The organism is Pseudomonas sp. TE24901 (genome assembly GCF_054058375.1).
This window is the reverse complement of sequence record NZ_JBSSAF010000001.1, coordinates 517,067-538,212: the sequence shown is the minus strand read 5'-3', so window position 1 is coordinate 538,212 and position 21,146 is coordinate 517,067. Positions and strand designations below refer to the sequence as shown.

The window sequence follows — 21,146 nt, the reverse complement described above, 5'->3', positions numbered from 1 at the left end:
CACCTCCCGGTTACAACTCCCCCCAAGGATCGAATTTATAAGTGGCATCCAACGGTGTGAACGCTAGCCCAAAAAGCGCCTTGGATTCGAACATCGCCTTGAATTCAGCCGAACAGACCGTTTCGTTAATATCCGTGCATAGAAACAGGTGTTGATGAATACCGGGTTTTATCTTGAATGATTCGATGGACTCAAAAACGATAGCGGGTACATCACTTTCTTCTGGTGTCTTGAGTTTGCCGGTGTATTTGTCGCGGTCGATGGTGAATACCGAATGCTCAAGATCAAGCAGGCTGAGTCGGGCGGTCGGAACGAAAAGGTTGTAGCGTTTTTCAGGTGTTTTTTTTCCTTTTAACTCTATCTCGACCTGACGCGTGATATGAGGAATTTCGAGCGTTGCGCAGATGGTCAAGACGGCATCTGTCGCCAGCAATTCCTCAATCATGAGGTCCGCTTTCAACTCCTTGATCTTGGCCTTGACTTTATAAGCACTGGCAAACTGACTCTCATCCGGTGTTTCTGAAGGGTAATGAAACTCCGGGACGCCAGGAGTCCAGTCCGACTCAAAGAAGCTGGGCGCATCCGCCCCGTTGGTGTGGTAGTTCACGATGAAGAAATCAGCGCTGGCGCCGGTCATAAAAGTCGTCCTGTAACTGCATCAGTTTTGAAGAGGCCATTCTGCAGCCCGCCGCTCGCCCATTTTTGGATGTTCGAGACTTCCAGTGCGAGGTCCATGTCAGATAACCCGGCTTGTTGTTTGTTCAAGCCCCTGAGCCTGTCCCTGACAGCATCGGTGTACTTGTTATGGTTCGACCAATGTCCAGGAAGCTGCGTTTTGGCGGCAAGGTCCTTTGATCCTGGCAGGAAAGCACCGTTGGAGGCGCCATCCGGGTCCCAACCTATCTTTTTCAGCCTGGAGAACATTTTGCCGAACTCTTTGTGTTTGATCAGCTCCTCGGGTATCAGGTGATGGTTGGCCATACCGTCACCTTTGCGAGCCCCCATGTTCTTGCCTAGCTTCGTCGAGCACCAGCCCAGTGGGTCACTCCAGCCCAGAGGGTTGGGGGCGTACTGATAGAGGTTAATGCCACCCAGTAATCCAACCGGGTCTTCTGTAGTGAATCTGCCGATATCGGGGTCATAAAAGCGGAACGTGTTGTAGTGCAGTCCGGTTTCCCGATCCAGATACTGGCCTTGGAAGCGAATATTCTGATCTTCCAGATAATAGGGTTCCCGTTCTTCACTAACGGTATTGCCCCACACCTGATAGATCGCTTTCCAGACGATGTTTCCATCGCTCTCGGTCAATTGCTCGGGCAAACCATTGAGGTCGTTGTGGTAATAACGGGTCTTCTTGTGCACGCCCAATCCATCGACTCGCGCCAAGGGCTCGTGTCCTTGATTGAGATAGACATAGAGGCTGCTGCGTTCATTTTGCGTCTCTGAGAGCAGTCGCAGACCGTCCCAAATGAAGCTGAATTGGCTCAAGGTATAACCATTGCGGTCCTGTTCGGTCTTTTTGATACGCCGATCCAGCGCGTCGTAGGCCATCCGAACCACATGGCCCTTTTCATTGCGTACTTCTACCAGGCGGCTTTCGGCGTCATAGCTAAACCTTTGTACACCGTATCGCCCGCTGCGCTTTTCGATTACTCGGCCGAAGCCGTCATAGCGATAACGCTTGTCTTGAAAGCTGACCAACCTGTTGTGGAGCACCTTCCCCTGGCTGGGGTGGACGCTGTCAAGCAAGTTGGCTGCTGCGTCATATGCAAAGGTCTCACGAGTGCCGTACAAAGAGTCTTGGCTCGCGATAAGGCGGTCTGTTGCGTCGTAATGAAACAGTTGTTGATGGCGCGCAGAGGACCGCTGATCCAGCTTTCCGATCAAATTGTCAGCCGGGTCGTATTCGAACTGTCTTTGCATATCGGGTGGCAGCAAGGCGGGCTGGCTGTCATGACGGCGTATGCGAGCACGTAAGCGGCCGACGGGGTCGTAGTCGCTGCGCGTACTAAGCTGACCCTGAGTGCGCAAGACTTCACGATGGAGTCGGTCACGCTCGAAGTCACTGATCACCTCGCCGTCAAGATTGATCTGGTGCAAATGACCGCTCCCGTAGTAGAGGCGGTTGAGCCAGCGGCCATCAGGTACTTGGGTTTGTATCAGGTTGCCGAGTTCATCATAGCGATGGTGAAGGCTGCCAAAGGCACTGTGTTCCTCAAGCAATTGGCCGAGCGCGTTGTAGGCAAAGCCAAGCCTCTGTTCAGCGCCCGACGCCTCCTTGAACGTGACGGCGCTGAGTTGGTTCAGTGGATCGTAGTGGTATTCGGTGCGGCCATCATCCGTGACTTTTGCGATCAGTCGTCCAACGGCGTCGCGTTCCAATTGATGAATGATCGGTGCTTCAGGTGCTCGGGGGACAATTGCGAGCCCGGTGCCATAAGGCGCTGGAGTGGACGTCACGCGGATCAGGTTGTCCAGCCCATCGTAGGCGTAGGATTTTGTGCCCCCGTCGAGGCCATGTTGCTGGATCATTCGATCACAGGCATCCCAGGTGAACCGATAGCGCTCACCATTTTCGTTGCTCAACGACTGTAGCCGGCCGAACGTGTCATAGCCCAGGCTAACCTGGCGACCCTGTGCATCCGTACGTTGGCAGACCTGGCCCCTGCGATTGTGCTGGTAAAGAGTCGTGTGCCCCGCAGGGTCTGTATGACCCAGCAGTAGGCCGGCACTGTCGCGCTGGAAATATTCGGTTCGACCGTCCGGAAATTGCTTGCTGATCAGCCGACCCTGGCGGTCATGCTGGAACTGCGTGCGTTCGCCCATTGCATTGGTAATCTCCTGCAAGTACCCGTGAGGGTCGTAGCCAAAGCGAGTCGGGAATCCCGAGCAATCCAAGTGGTCGGTCAGTTGCCCGAGCGTGTTCCATTTCAACTGTTTGCTTTTGCCGGTGGCATCTATGACCTCCACCACCAAGCCTTGTGCGTTATAGCGATAACGGGTCATATGGCCCAGCGGGTCGGTCTCGGCGACACAATTACCGCGTTGATCATAGCGATACTGCCAAGTGTTACCGGCGGCGTCGGTTTGTGTGCGTGGCAGCGACCAATGCTCCAGCCAAAGTGTGGATACGCTACGCCCGAGTGGATCCGTCTCAGCCGTCAGGTTGCCGGACTCATCGTAGCTGTATTCGTAGCGCCCTCCTTGAGGGTCCGTAGCGCTCAGTAACTGACGCTCGTCGTTCCACTCGAATAGCCAGGTTTTATCCAGATTGTCGGTGAATGCGATTATCTGATGCTGGGCATTCCACTGACGAGTACTGACACGTTGCAGGCTGTCTGTGACGCGTGTGATGCCCTTTTGCAAGTCATACTCGAATTGGTAGGCGTCGCCCTCGTCGGTCCAGTGTCGTACCACTCGCCATTCAGTGTTGTCGATGTGGCCCCACTCATAAAAGCAGCGCAGACCGGTAGGGAGCTGGTGTTCAATCATCCTGCGACCGGCGTCGTAGGCAAAGCGTCGCTGAACCTCGCCGGACGCGTTGCTTACTTGCGCCAATTCACCTATCGCGTTGTAGCGGTAGCTGACGAGAACCTCACGCGACTGGTCGGCGTACAGGCGTTCGATTCGCTCCAGGCGATCCTGGTCGTAAACCAGCTCAACCTGGACCTGGTTCGATGTGTCCCGCAGGCGCGCAATGCGGCCGTTCTCGTGGTAACCGACGAAAATCCGATTGTCATTGCGATCCCCCAACTGACTCAACCGAAGGTGCGTGGTCGAACCTGGTGTGAGATCGAAGAGGCGATACAACCCATCATCGCTCTCGATCAATAACTGACCGTTGTAATGGCGCCTGAAGTTCAGTACTTCTGCAGGGCTGAACATTGCGCTGCCTGGCACAAGCGAACCCAGGTTGATACGCCGCCCTTGCTCATCTGTATAGATCAGCTCTTCGCCGCCCTCAGGATGCATCAGGACTTCGACACTCACCTCATAGGCAACGCTCCAGCCCGCGCCGAAGAGCCCTGCTGTGCGTATATCGTGGCTGTTGTAGACGCGCTGCCAGGCCATGGGCAACGCACCTGGCAGCACAAAATCCAATTCATTCGTGCCGCCCAGTATTTTGGCGCCTGTCGCGGTATGCACGGGGTTAAGTGAAGACATGGCGGCGTTTGTCATGGCGCCGATGGCCTGGCTCACGGCAAAGGAGCTGACACCGCCCAACAACATGCACGGCAAATTACTCAGCGTCTTGCCCTTGGCTCCTTTAAGCATCATTAATGCTTCAATCGCCAAGCCAACGCCGGGGGTCTTCCCGCTGCGAATTTCCTGCACCACCACCGTCCCACCACCAATGGTGACGTTTGGCGAGATCAGCCCCGATGACACCACCGTCGCCTCGCACATGCTGCGATCACCGCTGCGCACGGCGGGCTGGCCGTTGATGGTGACTTTGTCAGACCCTTCGGCCAGAAGCTGTGGCGGCATCGGCGGATGGCGGGCGCACAGGACCATGTCGGTGAGGGCCGGCACCACACCCGGTGCAGGCGTGGCGACGGTGGGCCGCCATAGCTGGGAGAAGAAACCCTCGGCCATGTCCAGGAAGCCAGGCTCGGGTTTTGGCTCGGGGTCGAGCTCCGGCGGCGCTTGCTCAAGCTCCGTACCAGCGGGCGCCACGTGCGAGGGAATGGAGCCCGCAGCCCGCGCAGCCGGAATGCTGTTGACGAAGGTGTCGGTCGAACCCACCGCAATCGTAGCTTCCACCACGGGCGGGAACAGCGCATTGGCGAAGCTCTCGCACATCTTACTGAGGCCCTTGTCGGCCCCCGTCTTGCTCATGGCCATGCCGACGACGATGCCCACCACCGCACCGAGGATGCAGCCGCCGATACCGGCGGTAGCAATTGTCACCCCCACGGCAGCCGCTACAGCTGCAGTCGCCAGCGCAGTAATCGCCACGTTGGCCGCCACCTCCAGCACGCCGCCGAGGATATCGGCCATCATGGAGGTGTGGGTCAGCGCATCGCCCATACGGGCCGCCCATAACGCGTCAGACATGCAGGCAGCTCATCAGGAAACAGCGTCGAACGATAGCGAGTTTTTGATCAACGCCCAATGCGCCGCCTCGGCATCCCCAAGCTTGTCGGCCTTCACGTAACTCAAGGCGAGCATCTTGCGCGTACCCGGTAGTACCAGCGCCAGTTGATACTGGAACACCTTGTCATTGCCCTTGTTGAATTGGCTGCGCAGCTCGATGCCTTCCACCTCTTGGGCCGTGCCCAAACGCACGTCGACACCGGGTTGATAGCGTAAATCCTGCACCTGTTTTTCCAGGCGCTGGAGTTGGTCATTGAAGTTGCTGTGCAGGGTTTCACCCTCGGCGAGCAGGCTGCGGCTGACGATCAGTGAAGTCCCCAGTTCCGGGAACTTGAGGATATTGATCGTCGCGTCCTGCAGCTCGCTGGCCGGCAGTTGGAACTGGAATTCGTTGATTCGATACGTCATGAAAGCAGGTCTCGTCAGGAGCTTTTAGGCGCGGGGAACGCGGCTTTGATATTGGCGTCGATGGCGCCTTTCTGGCCCTGGCCATCGGGCGTGGCGCCGGGGCCACCGCCGTTGTTCAAGTGCAGCACGCCGCCCGTGTTGAATTCGGCATCGCCGCTGGCATAGAAGCTGATTTGCACGCCGGTCAGGTTGATCTGCCCGCTGGCGTTCAACTCCAGAATGCTTTCGCCGCAGACCAGCCGCAGGTTTTCACCCACTTCGATGACATAGCTCTGGCTGATGCTATCGGTCTTGCGCTGGCCCACCGAGAGGATGTCTTCCTGCTTGACGATGCGCAGGCGGTTGTTGCCGATGGTCACCGTCTCGTTGTGGCCGATGCTCTTGTTGCGGTCATGCCCCACCGAGTGGCTTTCATCCACCTCCACCACAATGTCCTGGTTACGCTCGGCGTGGATATACAGCTGCTCCAGGCCCTTCTTGTCCTCCATGCGGATTTCATTGAAGTTGGCCGGCGTGCCGCCCTTGCTCGAACGGCTTTTCATGCCGCTCTGGGTCGCGTTTTCCGGCAGGTCGTAGGGCACGGTCTGCTCGGCGTTGTAGACGCGGCCGGTGATGATCGGCCGGTCGGGGTCGCCTTCAAGAAAGCTCACAATCACTTCCTGGCCGATCCGTGGGATCTGCATCGAGCCCCAGTTCTTGCCGGCCCAGGACTGCGACACACGAATCCAGCACGAGCTGTTTTCGTTGGATTGGTCATGGCGGTCCCAATAGAAATGCACCTTCACGCGGCCGTACTGGTCGGTCCAGATTTCCTCGCCCTTGGGGCCCACCACCAGGGCGGTTTGCGGGCCTTTGACGATAGGCCGGTGGGTGTTGGCCAGTGGGCGGAAGCTCTGTTGGGCGTCGATACAGGTGAGGCTGCTTTCAAACTGCGCCGAACCCGAGCCGCCGCCGCTTTCCAGGCTTTCCTGGACGATGTAGTAGCGGCAGCCGACGATCAGGTATTCGCGGTTCTGGTCCTGGCGGCTGAAGCCGGTGAGGCTGAACAAATGGCCGGAGCCCAGGCCTCGCGCATTGCCGCTGAACTCGATTTGTTCGTGCAAGGTTTGCAGGGCTTCGATGCGGGTGCGCGCGTAGTGTTCGCCGTCTTCGCTCTGCACGTAGGTGCCGGGGTAGTCGTACAGTGGATAGTCGCCGGCGGTGTGCGGGCGCGGCATGGCGGAACGCACATCGATGCTGGCGCTGGGGCGTTGGAAGTCGTAGTCGTTGAGCTCCAGCGAGCCCGGCTGCACCTCGTGCGCCAGGTGCCAGTTATGCATGTGGTCACGTTCGCGCTGCTGCTCGTCCTTGGGGTAATACGGGATCGACGCGTAGCCGGGCACCGTGGTGTGGGCACCGTAGGCATCGGCCAGCACCAGCACATGGCGGTCCTGCTCATGGCGGAAGAAGTAGTAGATCCCTTCCTGTTCCATCAGGCGGCTGACGAAATCGAAACTGGTCTCGCGGTACTGCACGCAGTATTCCCACTCGCGGTACGGCCGGCTCAAGGCGTCTTCGAAATCGGAAAACCCCAGGTCGCGGAACACCTGCTTGATGATCTGCGGGATGCTCAGGTTCTGGAAAATCCGGCAATCGGAGGTGCGGCTGAGCAACCACAACCACGGGCGCAGGGTCACCTGGTAGCTGGCGAACTGGCCCTGGTCGATATTCTGGCTGCACCGCGCGACGATGCCGTGGAAGTGCCGCTCACCGCCATCCGCCAATTGCAGGCCCACACTCATGGGTTTGCCGAGCAATTGATTGAGGTCGATGTTGGCGTCCAGGGACGTCAGTTGCAGCTCATAGTTGAACAGCCTGCCCAGCTCTTCACCACCGCCCATTTCATTGAGCAGCAGCACATCCGGCCCGAGGGGGCTGGTGACTTTGGCCAGGCGTGAGGCTTGGTTGAATAGCATCGGTTAACCCGTAAATACCGTTTTCACTGACGGAACCGGATCAAATGTGGGAGCTGGCTTGCCTGCGAAAGCGGTGTATCAGTCAACATCAAAGTTGAATGTCAGACCGCTTTCGCAGGCAAGCCAGCTCCCACACTGACCGCATCCACCTTTAGTTACTCGACTTCGCTGAAGTCGTAGTGCAATTCGTTATCCCGGTTGCTGATCCGCACACCCGCCAACGCCTTGCCCTCCAGCATGCGCGTGAGGAACTCACGGCTCATGTCCGGCAGCAAACTGTTGGTGAGGAGGGTGTCGATCATGCGCCCGCCGCTTTCGGTCTCGGTGCACCGCGAGACGATCAGGTCGACCACCGCGTCGTCGTAGTCGAAGGCCACCTTGTGCGTACTCTCCACGCGCTTCTTGATGCGGTTGAGCTGCAGGCGGGTGATCGCCTTGAGCATCTCGTCGCTGAGCGGGTAGTACGGAATAGTCACCAGGCGGCCGAGCAGCGCCGGCGGGAAGATTTCCAGCAGCGGCTGGCGCAGGGCCTTGGCGATCTCTTCCGGCTCCGGCACGTTCGCCGGGTCTTTGCACACGTGGGAAATCAGTTCGGTACCGGCGTTGGTGGTGAGCAGGATCAGGGTGTTCTTGAAGTCGATCACCCGGCCTTCGCCGTCTTCCATCACGCCCTTGTCGAACACCTGGAAGAAGATCTCATGCACGTCCGGGTGGGCTTTTTCCACCTCGTCCAGCAGTACCACGCTGTAGGGTTTGCGTCGTACGGCTTCGGTCAGCACGCCGCCTTCGCCATAGCCGATGTAACCCGGTGGCGCACCCTTGAGGGTCGACACGGTGTGGGCTTCCTGGAACTCGCTCATGTTGATGGTGATGACGTTCTGCTCGCCGCCGTACATGGCTTCGGCCAGGGCCAGGGCGGTTTCGGTCTTGCCCACGCCGGAGGTGCCGGCCAGCATGAACACGCCAATCGGCTTGCTCGGGTTGTCGAGGCCGGCGCGGGAGGTCTGGATGCGCTTGGCGATCATCTGCAGGGCATGGTCCTGGCCGATGATGCGTTTTTTCAGGTGCTGGTCGAGGTTGAGCACCGTCTCCAGCTCGTTGCGCGCCATGCGACCCACCGGAATGCCGGTCCAGTCGGCGACCACTGAGGCCACGGCCTGGTAATCCACGGTCGGCAGGATCAGCGGGGTTTCGCCTTGCAGGGCGCTGAGGCGGTGTTGCAGGTCGACCAGTTGGGCACGCAGTTCGTCGCTCTCGTTATTACCAGCAGCGCTATCCACCACGCCTGCGGTTTCACGCAGCGTTGCACGGGTGGCGAGCAGTTCGTCCACCAGTGTTTTCTCTTCAGCCCAGCGGCTTTCCAGGGTCGCCAGGCGCTCACGCTCAGCACTCAACAGCGCGTCGGTCGTGGTCTGGCGCGCGCCAATCGCAATGCCGATGGCATGCTCGCGGGCGATGATTTGCAGCTCGGTTTCCAGCGCCTCGATGCGGCGGCGGCTGTCGTCCACTTCGGCCGGCACCGCGTGCAGGCTGATGGCGACGCGGGCGCAGGCGGTGTCCAACAGGCTCACGGATTTGTCCGGCAACTGGCGCGCCGGGATGTAACGGTGAGACAGTTTCACCGAGGCTTCCAGCGCTTCGTCGAGGATCTGCACCTGGTGGTGTTTTTCCATGGTCGACGCCACGCCGCGCATCATCAGCAGCGCCTTGTCTTCCGACGGCTCGGCCACTTGTACCACCTGGAAGCGGCGGGTAAGGGCCGGGTCTTTCTCGATGTGCTTCTTGTACTCGGCCCAGGTGGTTGCGGCCACGGTGCGCAAGGTGCCGCGTGCCAGGGCCGGCTTGAGCAGGTTGGCCGCATCGCCCGTGCCCGCAGCACCACCGGCACCGACCAGGGTGTGCGCTTCGTCGATGAACAGGATGATCGGCTTGGGCGACGCCTGCACGTCTTCGATGACCTGGCGCAGGCGCTGTTCGAACTCGCCTTTCATGCTGGCGCCGGCCTGCAACAGGCCCACATCCAGGCTGCGCAGCTCCACGTCTTTCAGGGCGGGTGGTACGTCACCGGCAACGATACGCAGGGCGAAACCTTCGACCACGGCGGTCTTGCCCACGCCGGCTTCACCGGTGAGGATCGGGTTGTTCTGGCGGCGGCGCATGAGGATGTCCACCAATTGGCGGATCTCTTCATCACGGCCAACGATCGGGTCGAGCTTGCCGCTGCGCGCTTGTTCGGTCAGGTCCACGGTAAAGCGCTTGAGGGCTTCCTGCTTGCCCATCGCGCTCGGCGCCATGGCCCCGCTGGCTTCGCCCGGTACGGCGCCGGCATTGAAACCGTCGCTGGCGCTCAGCGCGTTCTCCGGCGAGTCGCCGACGTACTCGTCAAAGCGTTCGCTCAGGGCCTCGGCCTTGATCTTGTCGAACTCCGACGACAGGCCCAGCAATGCATGGCGCAGGCTTGGCGTCTTGAGGATGCCGAGCACCAGGTAGCCGGTACGCACCTGGCTTTCGCCGAACATCAGGCTGCCGTAGACCCAACCGCGCTCCACGGCTTCTTCCACATGGGACGACAAGTCGGTGATCGAGGTTGAGCCGCGCGGCAGGCGGTCCAGGGCTTCGGTGAGGTCACGGGCCAGGCGCGCCGGTTCCACGTTGAACTGGCGGATGATGCGGTGCAGGTCCGAGTCCTGCAGTTGCAGCAACTGGTGAAACCAGTGGGCCAGTTCCACATACGGGTTGCCCCGCAGTTTGCAGAACACGGTGGCGGCTTCGATGGCCTTGTAGGCCACGCTGTTGAGTTTGCCGAACAGTGCGGCGCGACTGATTTCACCCATGCTCTGGATTCCTTGAGGTGGTGGCCTGATCGGCGTAATGCCGGGCCAGGATTAGGTCGTTGGCGTCTCGCTCGGGCTGGCCAAGCCAGGTGTTGAAGCCCAGGCGGAACCTGCCGTTGAGTTGCAGCGCCGGGACTTCGGGTTGTTGCAGGACCAGGTTCAGGTCCCAGTCCAGTTCATGGCCCAGGTACTCGGCCACCCACGCCACCAGCTCGTTGAACGGCTGCTGGCCGGGCAGCATGCTCATGTAGTCATCAAGCTTGAGCGGGCCCAGGCGGATGCGGAATTTGTGCTGGCGGTCCCACACGAAGCTGCCCAGGCAAAAGTCCACGCCCAAGCGGTTGGCGCTCACGCTGACGCGGCTGCGCTCGGGCAATTCGAGCCATTGGCCGACGTACTCTTCGATCTGCACCGGCAGGCCGAAATACTCGCCGAGAATGGCTTTCAGGCCGTCCGGGTAGCGGGTTTGCGCCGACAGGTGGCCGCTGTAATGCAGCTTCGCGGTGTCCGGGATGAGCCCCTGGTTGAGCAGGCTCGGCATGCCGCGTCCACTCAGAGCGGCGAGGCGTGCCGACCAGTAGTCATCGTCCGGTCGGTCATGGCTGACTGTCGGCCGCGCCTCGGCCCAGGCCCGATAGAACAGGCTGAGCAGGCGATGGTGGAACACATCCAAAAACTGTTTGCTGGTGCTGTCGGCGTTGTTGCGCTGACGCTCGCGCACGTACTCGGTGATGTGCAGCGGTAGCGGGCCGTTGGGGCCGCCAAGGCCGAAGAAGAACTGCTCCAGGCGCGCCGGCTTGCCGTCACCACCGGGGTCGACCGACGCCAGGGTGGCCGGGGCAAAGGTGCAATCGGCCTGCTGACCCAGGCGCAACGGGTCATCGGCCAGGCGCAGGGAATGGCCCAGGCGGGGCAGCTCCGGCGATTCGCACTCGAGACGGCGCAGCGCCTGGAAGAAATCGTATTCCCAGGGTTCCTGATGCATCGCATCCAGTGTGTTCACAGGGTCGGACGCCGTCCGGGCTTGGCTTTCCATCGCATGATCTCGCCGCGTTCGGTGGTACGGATCACCGTCTCGGTAAAACTGTTGATCGACACGTAGCGCGCCAGGAAACGTTCCAGCACGGCACCGAGCAGGAACACGCCGGTGCCGCGAAACGCGTTTTCATCGAACTCCAAGGTGATTTCCAAGCCACGGCCAAACACAATCGGGCCGGGCATCGGCAGGCGCCGGGTCACGGCCTTGCTGCTGACTTCACGCAGGCCTTCGATCTGCAATTGCAGGGCGGCGTCGTTGCTGTCGCCGTACAGGCGCAGCAGTTCGCGCAAGGCACCGGCGCCCTGGCCTTGCTCGCTCAACGACAAATAGTTGAGCGAGAGTTGGCTGATCAGGCGCCAGGCCTTGGCGTCATGGGCATGGCTGGCGCGTGGCCGACTCGGGCCGGCCACGCAGCGCACGGCCAGTACCGGCGCGCTGTCGGCCAGGGTGAAGTCGGTCTTGCCATTGCCCACGCTCATGAACAGCGGCAGGTCGCGGTTGGTGCACAGCGCGGTCACGCCGAGCTGGCGCAGGTCGTGGCCGTAGGGGGCCTGTCGGCTGTCGACCAGGCTGACAAAGGTCTCGCTGCCCACATAGGTCGAGCGCGGGCCGTTGCGGCGCTGGTCGCTGGACAGCACACGCGGCTCACGGCGCACGGTGTAGTAGGCCTGGTCGCGGCCGTACCGCGACGGGTCGCGCACCGCGTAGAACGGCAAGAATGGTTGCTCCGGCCCGGTGCCGTGGCCGGTGATGCCGCTCAACGAGTGAATCTCGAAATCCATCGGCCGCGTGCGGTCGGCGATTACATGGTGTTCGTTGACCCGGTCAGACAAGTGGATACGGTCCACCCGCTTGGGAAACAGGTTGATCGCCGGCGTGCAGAACGGCAGGAACTGCGCCGCGCCGACGCTGCCTTCCAGGCTCGGCTCATGGCGGTCAAACAGCACGATCAGTTCCAGCTCCTGGCCGTCGCAGCGCTTGACCGCACGGCTCAGTTCGGCGAACTCGACGAACAGGAAGCGGTGGGGCAGGGCGAAGTATTCCTGCAGCAGGCGATAGCCCTGGAACGCTCGCGCGACCACGGGCATGGCGGCGTCTGCATCGTCGAAACCACGGGAGCGCAGCGCATCCTGCGGCAGGCGCTCGACCCAATCGCCCCCCGGCTTGCGTGCGAACACTGCGCAGGCATTGCCCAGCAGTTGCTCATAGAGGCGAAACGGCTGCTCGTCGGCGCCGCTGAGGTACAGCGGCAGGCTGTCGAGGTCGAGGCTGTTGAACGGCAATTCGGCGCCCGTGCGCAGGGTCAGGCGCAAGCCGGCCTTGGCTTTCGGCTCGCTGGCGGCCAGACGCCCGAGCACGGCAGCGGGGTTACCGAAGTATTCGGCATTGGCCACTTGCAACGGCCACAACGTCACCGGGTGGGCAGTGCGGTACTCGCAGCAGGTCTGGGTTTCGCGGCCCAACGCGGCCCGCAATACACTGTCGCGGGGCAACGGAAACCCACTGGCCAGGGAGCCTTCGTCCGGGTCGGTCTGCAATTGCACCACGGTCATCGACGGCGTCGGCGCCAGGTAGTGCGGGTAGGCGATTTCCAGCAGGTTGTGGGTGAAGGTCGGGTACTCGGCGTCGAGCTTGAGCTGCACGCGGGCGGTGAGGTAGGCAAAACCTTCGAGCAAACGTTCGACGTACGGGTCGGCGCAGTCCATGCCGGACAGGGTCAGCCGACTGGCGATCTTCGGGTATTCCTTGGCGAACTCGGCGGCGCTTTCGCGCACGTGGTGCAGTTCCTGGTTGTACAGCTCCAGCAGGCGCGGGTTCATGGGCGTCTCCGCTGGTCGGCATTGACCACGCGCACGTGGCCTGACTCCAGGTCCAGGTCGGTTTGCAGCAGCAGGCGCAACGGCACCGGCTGTGCCCACAGGTCGCCCTCGATCTCGAAACTCAGCGCGTTGTGGTTCATCTCGCCATGGCCGACGCGGGCTTTGACGCGCAGGGTGTGGCGCAGAATACGTGGCTCAAAGGTGGCGATGGCCTGGTAGATCAGGGCTTCGAGGGCCTTGATGTCCACGCTGGAAACACTGTTGCCCGCCAGTGCCGGCAGGCCGTAATTGACCACCGACGTACCGGCCGGGGTGTGCAGTGTGGCATCGGCATCGAGCAACGACGTGGTGTTGAGGAGCCACGCCAGGTCACGCAGCACCGAGGCTTTCAATTGGGTCAGGGATAGCACGCGTTTATCGGCGCTTTCCTTGGGATTGGTCGGATCGTCGTCGGTCAACCGGTCCAGCAGGGACGGTTGCAGACGGTCGCGGGAAGCGATTTCAGTGACCACCAAAGCGGCTCCACGGACGGGGTTTGAGAGGGGCAAGTGGGCTGTGGCCGTGGCGCGAAGCCACGGCCTCAAGGGCTATCAGCGCTTGGTGTTGGAACGGATGTTCCAGCCAAACTTGATCGCGCCGCCGTCTTTGGTGCCGTCGGCTTTCTGCGGCTGGTAGTCGACCATCACTTGGGCAAAGTTCAGGGTGACGTTCTCGGTCAGGCGGTCATCGGTGCCCGAACCGCCGGTGCTCAGGGACGTCACCAGCACTTCTTCCAGGTTGATCACCATGTACTCGACCTGGCTCTCGCCACCGGCCTTGCGCACGGTCAGCTTGACCTTGTCGATGTGCTTGCCGCTGGCGCAGTGCATCATCAGGTTGGGCGAGGCCTTGTCGACGTACTTGGTCAGCGACAGGTCCTGGATATTCACCTTGCCCGCGCCACCGCCTCCGCCCACATGCATGTTGCCGGACTGGGCCATGCCCCAGCTCCAGTTCAGCACGTCGATTTCGTCCTTGTGGGCCTTGTCCATGGACTCGCCCTTGATGTCGCCGATCTTGATGAAAATATCAACAGCCATGTTTTCTCCCTGTGTGGCCCAGGCCACGAAATTTGGTTAAGCCCAAGGGGGCTTTGCTTTTCTGTGGGAGCTGGCTTGCCTGCGATGGCATCACCGCGGTCTGCCTGCCGGACCGCGCCGCCTGCATCGCGGGCAAGCCCGGCTCCCACAGAAGAGCCGGTTCAACAGCTACTTACGCGCTCTTGGCCGAGGGCAGCTTCGATACCAGGCGCAGCGACACCGTCAGCCCTTCAAGCTGGTAGTGCGGGCGCAGGTAGAACTTGGAGTTGTAGTACCCCGGGTTGCCTTCGACTTCTTCCACGATCACTTCGGCCGCCGCCAACGGGTGCTGGGCCTTGGTGGTTTCGGTGGAGTGCGCAGGGTCACCGTCCACGTAGTTGAGGATCCAGTCCTGCAACCAGCGCTGCATCTCGTCCTTCTCTTTGAAGGAACCGATCTTGTCGCGCACGATGCACTTCAAGTAGTGGGCGAAACGGCAGGTGGCGAACAGGTACGGCAGGCGCGCGGCCAGGTTGGCGTTGGCAGTGGCGTCCGGGTCGTCGTATTCGGCCGGTTTCTGCAGCGACTGGGCGCCGATGAATGCGGCGAAGTCGGTGTTTTTCTTGTGCAGCAGCGGCATGAAACCGTTCTTGGCCAGTTCCGCTTCGCGGCGGTCGCTGATGGCGATTTCGGTCGGGCACTTCATGTCCACGCCACCGTCATCGGTCGGGAACGTGTGGGCCGGCAGATTTTCCACTTCACCGCCCGATTCCACGCCACGGATACGCGAGCACCAGCCGTAGTGCTTGAACGAACGGTTGATGTTCACTGCCATCGCGTAGGCGGCGTTGGCCCAGGTGTACTTGGAGCTGTCGGCGCCGTCGGTGTTTTCTTCGAAGGCGAAGGCTTCTACCGGGTCGGTCTTGGCGCCGTACGGCAGGCGCGCCAGGAAGCGCGGCATGGTCAGGCCGATGTAGCGCGAATCTTCCGATTCACGCAGCGAACGCCAGCCGGCGTATTCCGGGGTGGTGAAGATCTTGGTCAGGTCGCGCGGGTTCGACAGTTCCTGCCACGAGCCCATGCCCATCACGGTTGGCGAAGCAGCGGCGATGAACGGGGAGTGCATGGCGGCGCAGACTTTCGACAGCTCGCCCAGCAGCTCCACATCGGGAGGCGACTGGTCGAAGTAGTAGTCGCCCACCAGGCAGCCGTAAGGTTCGCCGCCGAACTGGCCGTATTCTTCTTCGTACATCTTCTTGAAGATCGGGCTCTGGTCCCACGCGGTGCCCTTGAATTTCTTCAGGGTCTTGTGCAGGTCCGGTTTGGAGATGTTGAGCACGCGGATCTTGAGCTGCTCATCGCTCTCGGTGTTGTTGACCAGGTAGTGCAGGCCACGCCAGGCGCTTTCCAGCTGCTGGAAATCCTGGTGGTGAATGATCTGGTTGACCTGGGCGGTCAGCTTGGCGTCGATGGCGGCGATGATCGATTCGATCGACTTGATCGCGTCATTGGACACCAAGTCGGTTTGCGCCAGGGCCTGTTCGGCCAAGGTGCGCACGGCGGTTTCCACGGCTTCGCGGGCACGCTCGGTCTTGGGCTTGAACTCTTGCAGCAGCAGGTTCGCGAATTCGCTGGCTTCTTCGGTCTGGGTACCCAGGATCTGGGAGCCTTCGCGGGCGGTATTGTCGGTCATGATTACTGGTCCCCTGCAGGCTTCGGCGCGCTGGCAAGTGCCTGGAGCAGTGCCGGGTCCTTGATCGCCTTCATGATGATTTCTTCAGCGCCGGTCTTGCCGTCCATGTAGGTCAGCAGGTTGGCCAGCTGGGTGCGGGCTTCGAGCAGTTGGTTCAGCGAGTCGACCTTGCGGGCCACGGCGGCCGGGCTGAAGTCGTCCATGCTCTCGAAGGTGATGTCCAGGCTCAGGTTGCCTTCACCGGTCAGCTCGTTGGGCACGTGGAACGCCACGCGCGGCTGCATGGCCTTGAGGCGCGAGTCGAAATTGTCGACGTCCACTTCAAGGAACTTGCGGTCGGCCACGGGCGCGAGCGGCTCGGCAGGCTTGCCGGCGAGGTCGGCCATCACACCCATCACGAAGGGCAGCTGGACCTTTTTCTCGGCGCCGTAGAGCTCGACGTCGTACTCGATCTGCACTCGAGGCGCACGGTTGCGCGCGATGAATTTCTGAGAACTTTGCTTCGCCACGTTGCTGCTCCTGGTCGCTTGAGCGACGGTGTTGTTACTGCACGTTGGCGCGGCTTACTCGCCGTCCGGACCGCGCAGGTTTTCAAATTGGGACATGCCGTCGGGAATCAGGTTGCGCACGATGGCCGCGAAGTCGGCGTGCACCAGATGCTTCGCCCGGTTCAACAGCACCGGCAGCGGGCTCGAAGGCTCGTGACGGGTGTAGTACGCAAGGATCTTGTCGAGGCTGCGCAGCACGTCGTCGCGGCTGGCGATATCGCCGACCGGACGCTGTACTGCGGGGGCGGCAGCGAAGTCGGCCGAGGGGGCATTGTCGTCACTGACGGCCTCGGGTTCGCTGCTGCTGTCGGTGCCGGGCACCGCTTGGTTGAGTATCTGCAGCGCTTGCTTGAGCGGCTGCTTCAGGGCACTGAGGTCCACGCCCTGGGCGGAACCGACTTGATCGTTGACCTGTTGCTCGATGGCTTCGCAGGCCGCGCGCGCGGCGCTCAAGGCATCGCGGGTGGCTTGCAGTTGCTCGGGGTCGCTGTCGAGGAAGGCGGCGTTGAGCTGCTGGGCGCCCAGTTGCTCGTCGGCAAAGCTCTGCAGGCCGCTGGCGTTGAGCGCGGCGCGCAGGCTCACGGGGCCGAAGGTGCGCGAGCGCGTGAGGATGCTTTCGCGCAGCAGGCGGATGTTCGTGTCGCAGGTCAGGCCGGTGAGGGCGTTGATGCGCACGGTGGGGTCGTTATCGTCGTCGGCGTCCAGGCGCGGGTGCAGCTCGGCCCAGTAGTCGCGCAACAGCGCGTTGATCAGCGAAAGGGCTTCGGCAAACCCGGCAACGCCTTGCAGGGCGAGCGAGCTTTGCACCAGAAAGTGGGTGATGCGCAGGTCTTTGCTGCGCGCCAGCAGGTCGAGGCTTTGCTGCTGGATGCTGCGCCATTCCGGAGGTTCGGCGGGCAGGATCGAGTCGCCCATGCTGCGCTCGGGTTGACCCTTGGCGGCACGCTCCAGGTGGAGAAAGTCCGCGTCATATTCCATGTCTTCGCCACAGGGCGAAGTCGCGGAAACGGCGGTGAGCAGCAACGGCACATCCACTGAAATTGATCTCCCTATCAGCCCGTTAGATGGCGGGCAATGCATGCATTAGTTGCGCGAGGAACTAGGCATGTTTTCTTGGTCATATTGGAACTTTGAACTCAAGTTGATTTCAAAGTGCCATCACTGGTATTCAAGAAGTTGTGCATTTTTGGTGTAGTACTTATGCCTTGTCAAGGTAAGCTATTCGCCCTCTGTGACAGATGTGCGGTGCTTAACAACCTGCGCGACTGGTGGGTCTGGTGGCGCACCAGGACAGGATTTTTGTCATAGAGGCCAGTTAAGATCAGCGATCATGCTGACAAAAGCAGGTTTTTAAGGTCGATTGCACGGCCTGGTGGGGATCTCCCGGGAAACGCTGTCCTGGGAGCCGACCGCGCGCGAAGTATCAGCAAGGAGGCAAGATGTCGCTGTGTTTGACTATCACTAGTTATCACAAGATTACCCCTGGGCAGTGTCCGGAAAAGTCCTTGAACCAGGGCTCGATGGCTATTGGCCGCAGCTCGGATAATGACTGGGTATTGCCTGATCCTGAGCGTCTGGTTTCTTCGCAACACTGTGTTATTCAATACAAAGATGGCCGTTATTATTTAACCGATAACAGCACCAACGGCGTGGAGTTGGTCAACGCCGGTATTCGTTTGCGTCGGGGCAACAGCGAGCCCCTGCAGGACGGCGAGCTGATCCGTATCGGCGATTACGAGATCCAGGCCCGCATCGACTTCAACGTGCAGGCCGTCGACAGCCAGCCGTTTGTCGGGGACTCACCCAACAGCTTCGAAGCGCTGATGGGGGCCGTGGTGAACACGCCCACGCCGGCCCCCGTGCCGGTGATCGCCCCGCAATTTCAGGGCGCGTCCTCGATGGACACCTTGCCCGACCTGTTCGACTTCCTCAGCCCCACCGCCGTGCCGCCGCCGACCGTGGCGGACCATGTGCCTTCCGAGCAGCACGATTTCCGCCCACCGACGCCCGTGGCAGTCCCAGTGGTCGAAAAACCCGTGGTGTCCGGCTCGGTGATCCCCGAGGACTGGGACCTGTTCGGCGACACGCCCGCGCCCGCGCCTGTGGTGGCCACGCCCGTACCAGTCGCCACACCTGAGCCGCCCCCTGCGCCCGTCATCGCGCCGCCGGTGCTTGCCGATACCGCGCAACCCGACCTGCTGCAAGCCTTCCTGCGCGGTGCCGGCCTGGACCAGCTGCGCCTGGACAAGGCCGACGCCTGCGCCCAGATGGAAAACATCGGCCGCAGCTACCGCCTGATGGTCGAAGGCCTGATCGATGTGTTGCGTGCCCGGGCCAGCCTCAAGGGCGAGTTCCGCATGCAGCAGACGATGATCCAGCCCGCCGAAAACAACCCGTTGAAATTCGCCCCGAATGCCGATGAAGCGTTACTGCTGCTGCTTCGCCACGGCAACCAGGCGTTCATGGCGCCGGACGCAGCAGTGCGCGACAGTTTCGACGACTTGCGCGCTCACCAGTTGGCGGTAATGGCCGGGGTGGAAGCGGCCATCAAGCACCTGCTCAAGCGCTTTGAACCGGCCCAGCTGGAAGAGCGCATGGGCAAGCCGGGCGGGCTCTCCAGCCTGTTCAACGGTTCGCGCCAGGCCCAGTACTGGCAACAGTTCACCGAGCTCTACAGCAATATTTCCCGCGAGGCCCAGGAAGACTTCCAGGACCTGTTCGGCCGCGAATTCAGCCGAGCCTACGAAGAACACAGCGCCCGACAGCGACGCTGACACGCAGTACATGGATTAACGGATAGCTAAGTACGTCATTGAGGACGCAGGATGATTCCCAGGTTTTTACTCGCAGCCGCCACGGCGCTTCTGCTGACGGCGTGTGCCACGGACGCCGCCAAACCCGACGCACCGGCCGAGGCTGAAGCCGACACCGCCGCCGTCGAATTGCACTTCCACGCGATTGCCGGGCTCAACCCCGGTGCCAACGGCCAGGCGGCACCGGTGCGGGTGCGCATCTTCGAGCTGAAAAACGCCGCCACCTTCGGCCGTTCCGATTACTTCGCCCTGGCCGACCGTGCGCAATCCACCCTCGGCCTGGACCTGCTCGACCAAGACGAAGTGATGGTGCAGCCCGGCCAGCAATTGAGCATTCAGCGCGACCTCGACCCGTCCACCCGCCAGATCGGCTTGCTGGTGGGTTACCGCGAGCTTGATCGCGCGCAATGGCGCACGGTGATCAATGTGCCGGCGCGCCAATACACCGAATACCAGATCAGCCTCGATGTGCGTGCCGTGCGCGCCGACGTCGTGGTTCCCCCATCCAGCCCTGCCAGATAAGAAGCAATCGGAGCCCCCATGTCCTGGAACAATCGCGTGGTCTGGTCGGAAGGCATGTTCATCGGAACGCAGCACTTCCAGCAGCATGACCGTTACCTGGAAAACCTCATTGATGCCCGCAGCCGCCCGTTGTCGGCAGGCAGCTGGGGTTTTTCCGAATTGCTGATCGACCAGGGCCTGCTGGCCCAGGGCAAGCTGGCCATTGTGTCTGCACGCGGCCTGTTGCCCGACGGCACACCGTTCAATATCCCCCAGGACGACCTGGCGCCGAGCCCACTGAACATCGACGACAACCTGCGTGACGGTCTGGTGTACCTGGCCTTGCCGCTCAAGCGTGCAGGCGCCCGCGACACGGTCGACGAGGGCGAAGCCCTTGGCGCCGCGCGCTATGTGAGCCAGGTGCGCGAAGTGCGTGATGACAACGCGCCGTTCGAAAACCGCGCGCCGGTGGCCGTGGGTTCCCGGGCCCTGCGCCTGTTGACCGCCCAGGACGGCATCAGCGATTACGCCGCCGTGGGCCTGGTGCGCATCAAGGAAAAACGCGCCGACCGTGCGCTGGTGCTCGACGACACCTACATCCCGCCGGTGCTCGACGTGGCCGCCAGCAAACCGCTCACGGCGTTCCGCAGCGAACTGCTGGGCCTTTTGCACCAGCGTGGCGAAGCCCTGGCCGGCCGCGTGGTCGCCTCGGGCGCCGGTGGCGCGTCGGAGATTGCCGACTTCATGCTGCTGCAATTGGTCAACCGCGCCCAGCCGCTGATCCAGCATTTCAGCCAGTTGAGCCCGTTGCACCCGGAGCGTTTTTTCAGCGAGCTGGTGAGCCTGGCCGGCGAATTCTCCACCTTCTCCACCACCGGCCGGCGCCCCCAGGAATACCCGCACTACCAGCACGACGACCTGGCCCTGAGCTTTGCCCCGGTGATGGCGGCGCTGCGCGAGGCCCTGTCGATGCTGATCGACAGCAAGGCCACGCCGATCCCGATTGTCGAGAAAGCCTACGGCATCCACGTGGCGATGCTGGCCGACAAGACCCTGATCGACAGCGCCAGCTTCATCCTCGTGGTACGCGCCGATGTGCCCGGCGAAACCCTGCGCGCGCGCTTCGGCCAGCAGAGCAAGGTCGGCTCGGTGGAACACATCCGCGACATGGTCAACCTGCAACTGCCGGGCATCGGCCTGCTGCCGTTGCCGGTGGCACCACGGCAGATCCCCTACCACGCCGGCTCCACCTATTACGAACTGGACCGGGGCAGCGAGCACTGGCAGCAGTTGAGCAATTCCGGTGGGTTTGCCTTCCACATCGCCGGGCAGTTCCCGGGCTTGAACCTGGCCTTCTGGGCGATCCGAGGATAATCCGCG

The 21,146-nt window shown here is 61.6% G+C and carries 15 protein-coding genes; 3 read left to right on the top strand and 12 right to left on the bottom strand.

Annotated features, from left to right (window positions below; genetic code table 11):
- Positions 1-10 precede the first annotated feature (10 nt).
- The 12 genes from ACVWVP_RS02490 to tssA form a co-directional block, all read right to left on the bottom strand.
- Positions 11-637 (bottom strand): hypothetical protein, encoded by a 627-nt coding sequence (locus ACVWVP_RS02490; protein ID WP_457404421.1) that lies wholly within the window; start codon positions 635-637, stop codon positions 11-13.
- Positions 634-5,058: an RHS repeat-associated core domain-containing protein gene (locus ACVWVP_RS02485; protein ID WP_457404420.1), complete on the bottom strand. Its 4,425-nt coding sequence runs from the start codon at positions 5,056-5,058 to the stop codon at positions 634-636. Before ACVWVP_RS02485 ends, ACVWVP_RS02490 begins: the two co-directional genes overlap by 4 nt.
- Positions 5,059-5,070: 12 nt before the next feature.
- A complete protein-coding gene (locus ACVWVP_RS02480; protein WP_457404419.1) occupies positions 5,071-5,505 on the bottom strand; it encodes a DcrB-related protein in 435 nt (144 codons plus the stop codon).
- Between the two features lie 14 nt (positions 5,506-5,519).
- Positions 5,520-7,460 (bottom strand): type VI secretion system Vgr family protein, encoded by a 1,941-nt coding sequence (locus tag ACVWVP_RS02475; protein WP_176994485.1) that lies wholly within the window; start codon positions 7,458-7,460, stop codon positions 5,520-5,522.
- A gap of 155 nt (positions 7,461-7,615) precedes the next feature.
- A complete protein-coding gene (gene tssH, locus ACVWVP_RS02470; protein ID WP_259172396.1) occupies positions 7,616-10,294 on the bottom strand; it encodes a type VI secretion system ATPase TssH in 2,679 nt (892 codons plus the stop codon).
- Positions 10,287-11,330, bottom strand: a complete 1,044-nt coding sequence (tssG, locus tag ACVWVP_RS02465) for a type VI secretion system baseplate subunit TssG (RefSeq protein WP_178920396.1) — start codon at positions 11,328-11,330, stop codon at positions 10,287-10,289. Before tssG ends, tssH begins: the two co-directional genes overlap by 8 nt.
- On the bottom strand, positions 11,294-13,153 hold the full coding sequence (gene tssF / locus ACVWVP_RS02460) for a type VI secretion system baseplate subunit TssF (RefSeq protein WP_178920393.1): 1,860 nt from the start codon (positions 13,151-13,153) through the stop codon (positions 11,294-11,296). The genes tssG and tssF overlap by 37 nt, the downstream gene beginning before the upstream one ends.
- Positions 13,150-13,665, bottom strand: a complete 516-nt coding sequence (gene tssE, locus ACVWVP_RS02455) for a type VI secretion system baseplate subunit TssE (protein WP_005792513.1) — start codon at positions 13,663-13,665, stop codon at positions 13,150-13,152. The genes tssF and tssE overlap by 4 nt, the downstream gene beginning before the upstream one ends.
- A 78-nt stretch (positions 13,666-13,743) precedes the next feature.
- Positions 13,744-14,232: an Hcp family type VI secretion system effector gene (locus ACVWVP_RS02450; protein ID WP_005792512.1), complete on the bottom strand. Its 489-nt coding sequence runs from the start codon at positions 14,230-14,232 to the stop codon at positions 13,744-13,746.
- A 172-nt stretch (positions 14,233-14,404) separates the two neighbouring features.
- Complete coding sequence (tssC, locus tag ACVWVP_RS02445) at positions 14,405-15,904, bottom strand: type VI secretion system contractile sheath large subunit (protein ID WP_178920391.1); 1,500 nt, start codon at positions 15,902-15,904, stop codon at positions 14,405-14,407.
- Between the two features lie 2 nt (positions 15,905-15,906).
- Entirely contained in the window at positions 15,907-16,413 is a 507-nt protein-coding gene (tssB, locus tag ACVWVP_RS02440) for a type VI secretion system contractile sheath small subunit (protein ID WP_010207547.1), read from the bottom strand.
- A 54-nt stretch (positions 16,414-16,467) separates the two neighbouring features.
- A complete protein-coding gene (gene tssA, locus ACVWVP_RS02435) occupies positions 16,468-17,487 on the bottom strand; it encodes a type VI secretion system protein TssA (RefSeq protein WP_457404417.1) in 1,020 nt (339 codons plus the stop codon).
- A 404-nt stretch (positions 17,488-17,891) separates the two neighbouring features.
- Here tssA and tagH point away from each other — a divergent pair, with 404 nt between their 5' ends.
- Genes tagH through tssK form a run of 3 tightly spaced genes read left to right on the top strand, consistent with a single transcriptional unit; the run spans position 17,892 to position 21,140 of the window.
- Positions 17,892-19,226 carry a type VI secretion system-associated FHA domain protein TagH gene (gene tagH, locus ACVWVP_RS02430; RefSeq protein ID WP_178920387.1) on the top strand — a complete coding sequence of 445 codons (1,335 nt, stop codon included), beginning with the start codon at positions 17,892-17,894 and terminating at the stop codon, positions 19,224-19,226.
- Positions 19,227-19,277: 51 nt separating this feature from the next.
- Positions 19,278-19,787: a type VI secretion system lipoprotein TssJ gene (tssJ, locus tag ACVWVP_RS02425; RefSeq protein ID WP_176994478.1), complete on the top strand. Its 510-nt coding sequence runs from the start codon at positions 19,278-19,280 to the stop codon at positions 19,785-19,787.
- A gap of 18 nt (positions 19,788-19,805) precedes the next feature.
- Entirely contained in the window at positions 19,806-21,140 is a 1,335-nt protein-coding gene (gene tssK, locus ACVWVP_RS02420; RefSeq protein WP_178920385.1) for a type VI secretion system baseplate subunit TssK, read from the top strand.
- The last annotated feature ends 6 nt before the right edge of the window (positions 21,141-21,146 follow it).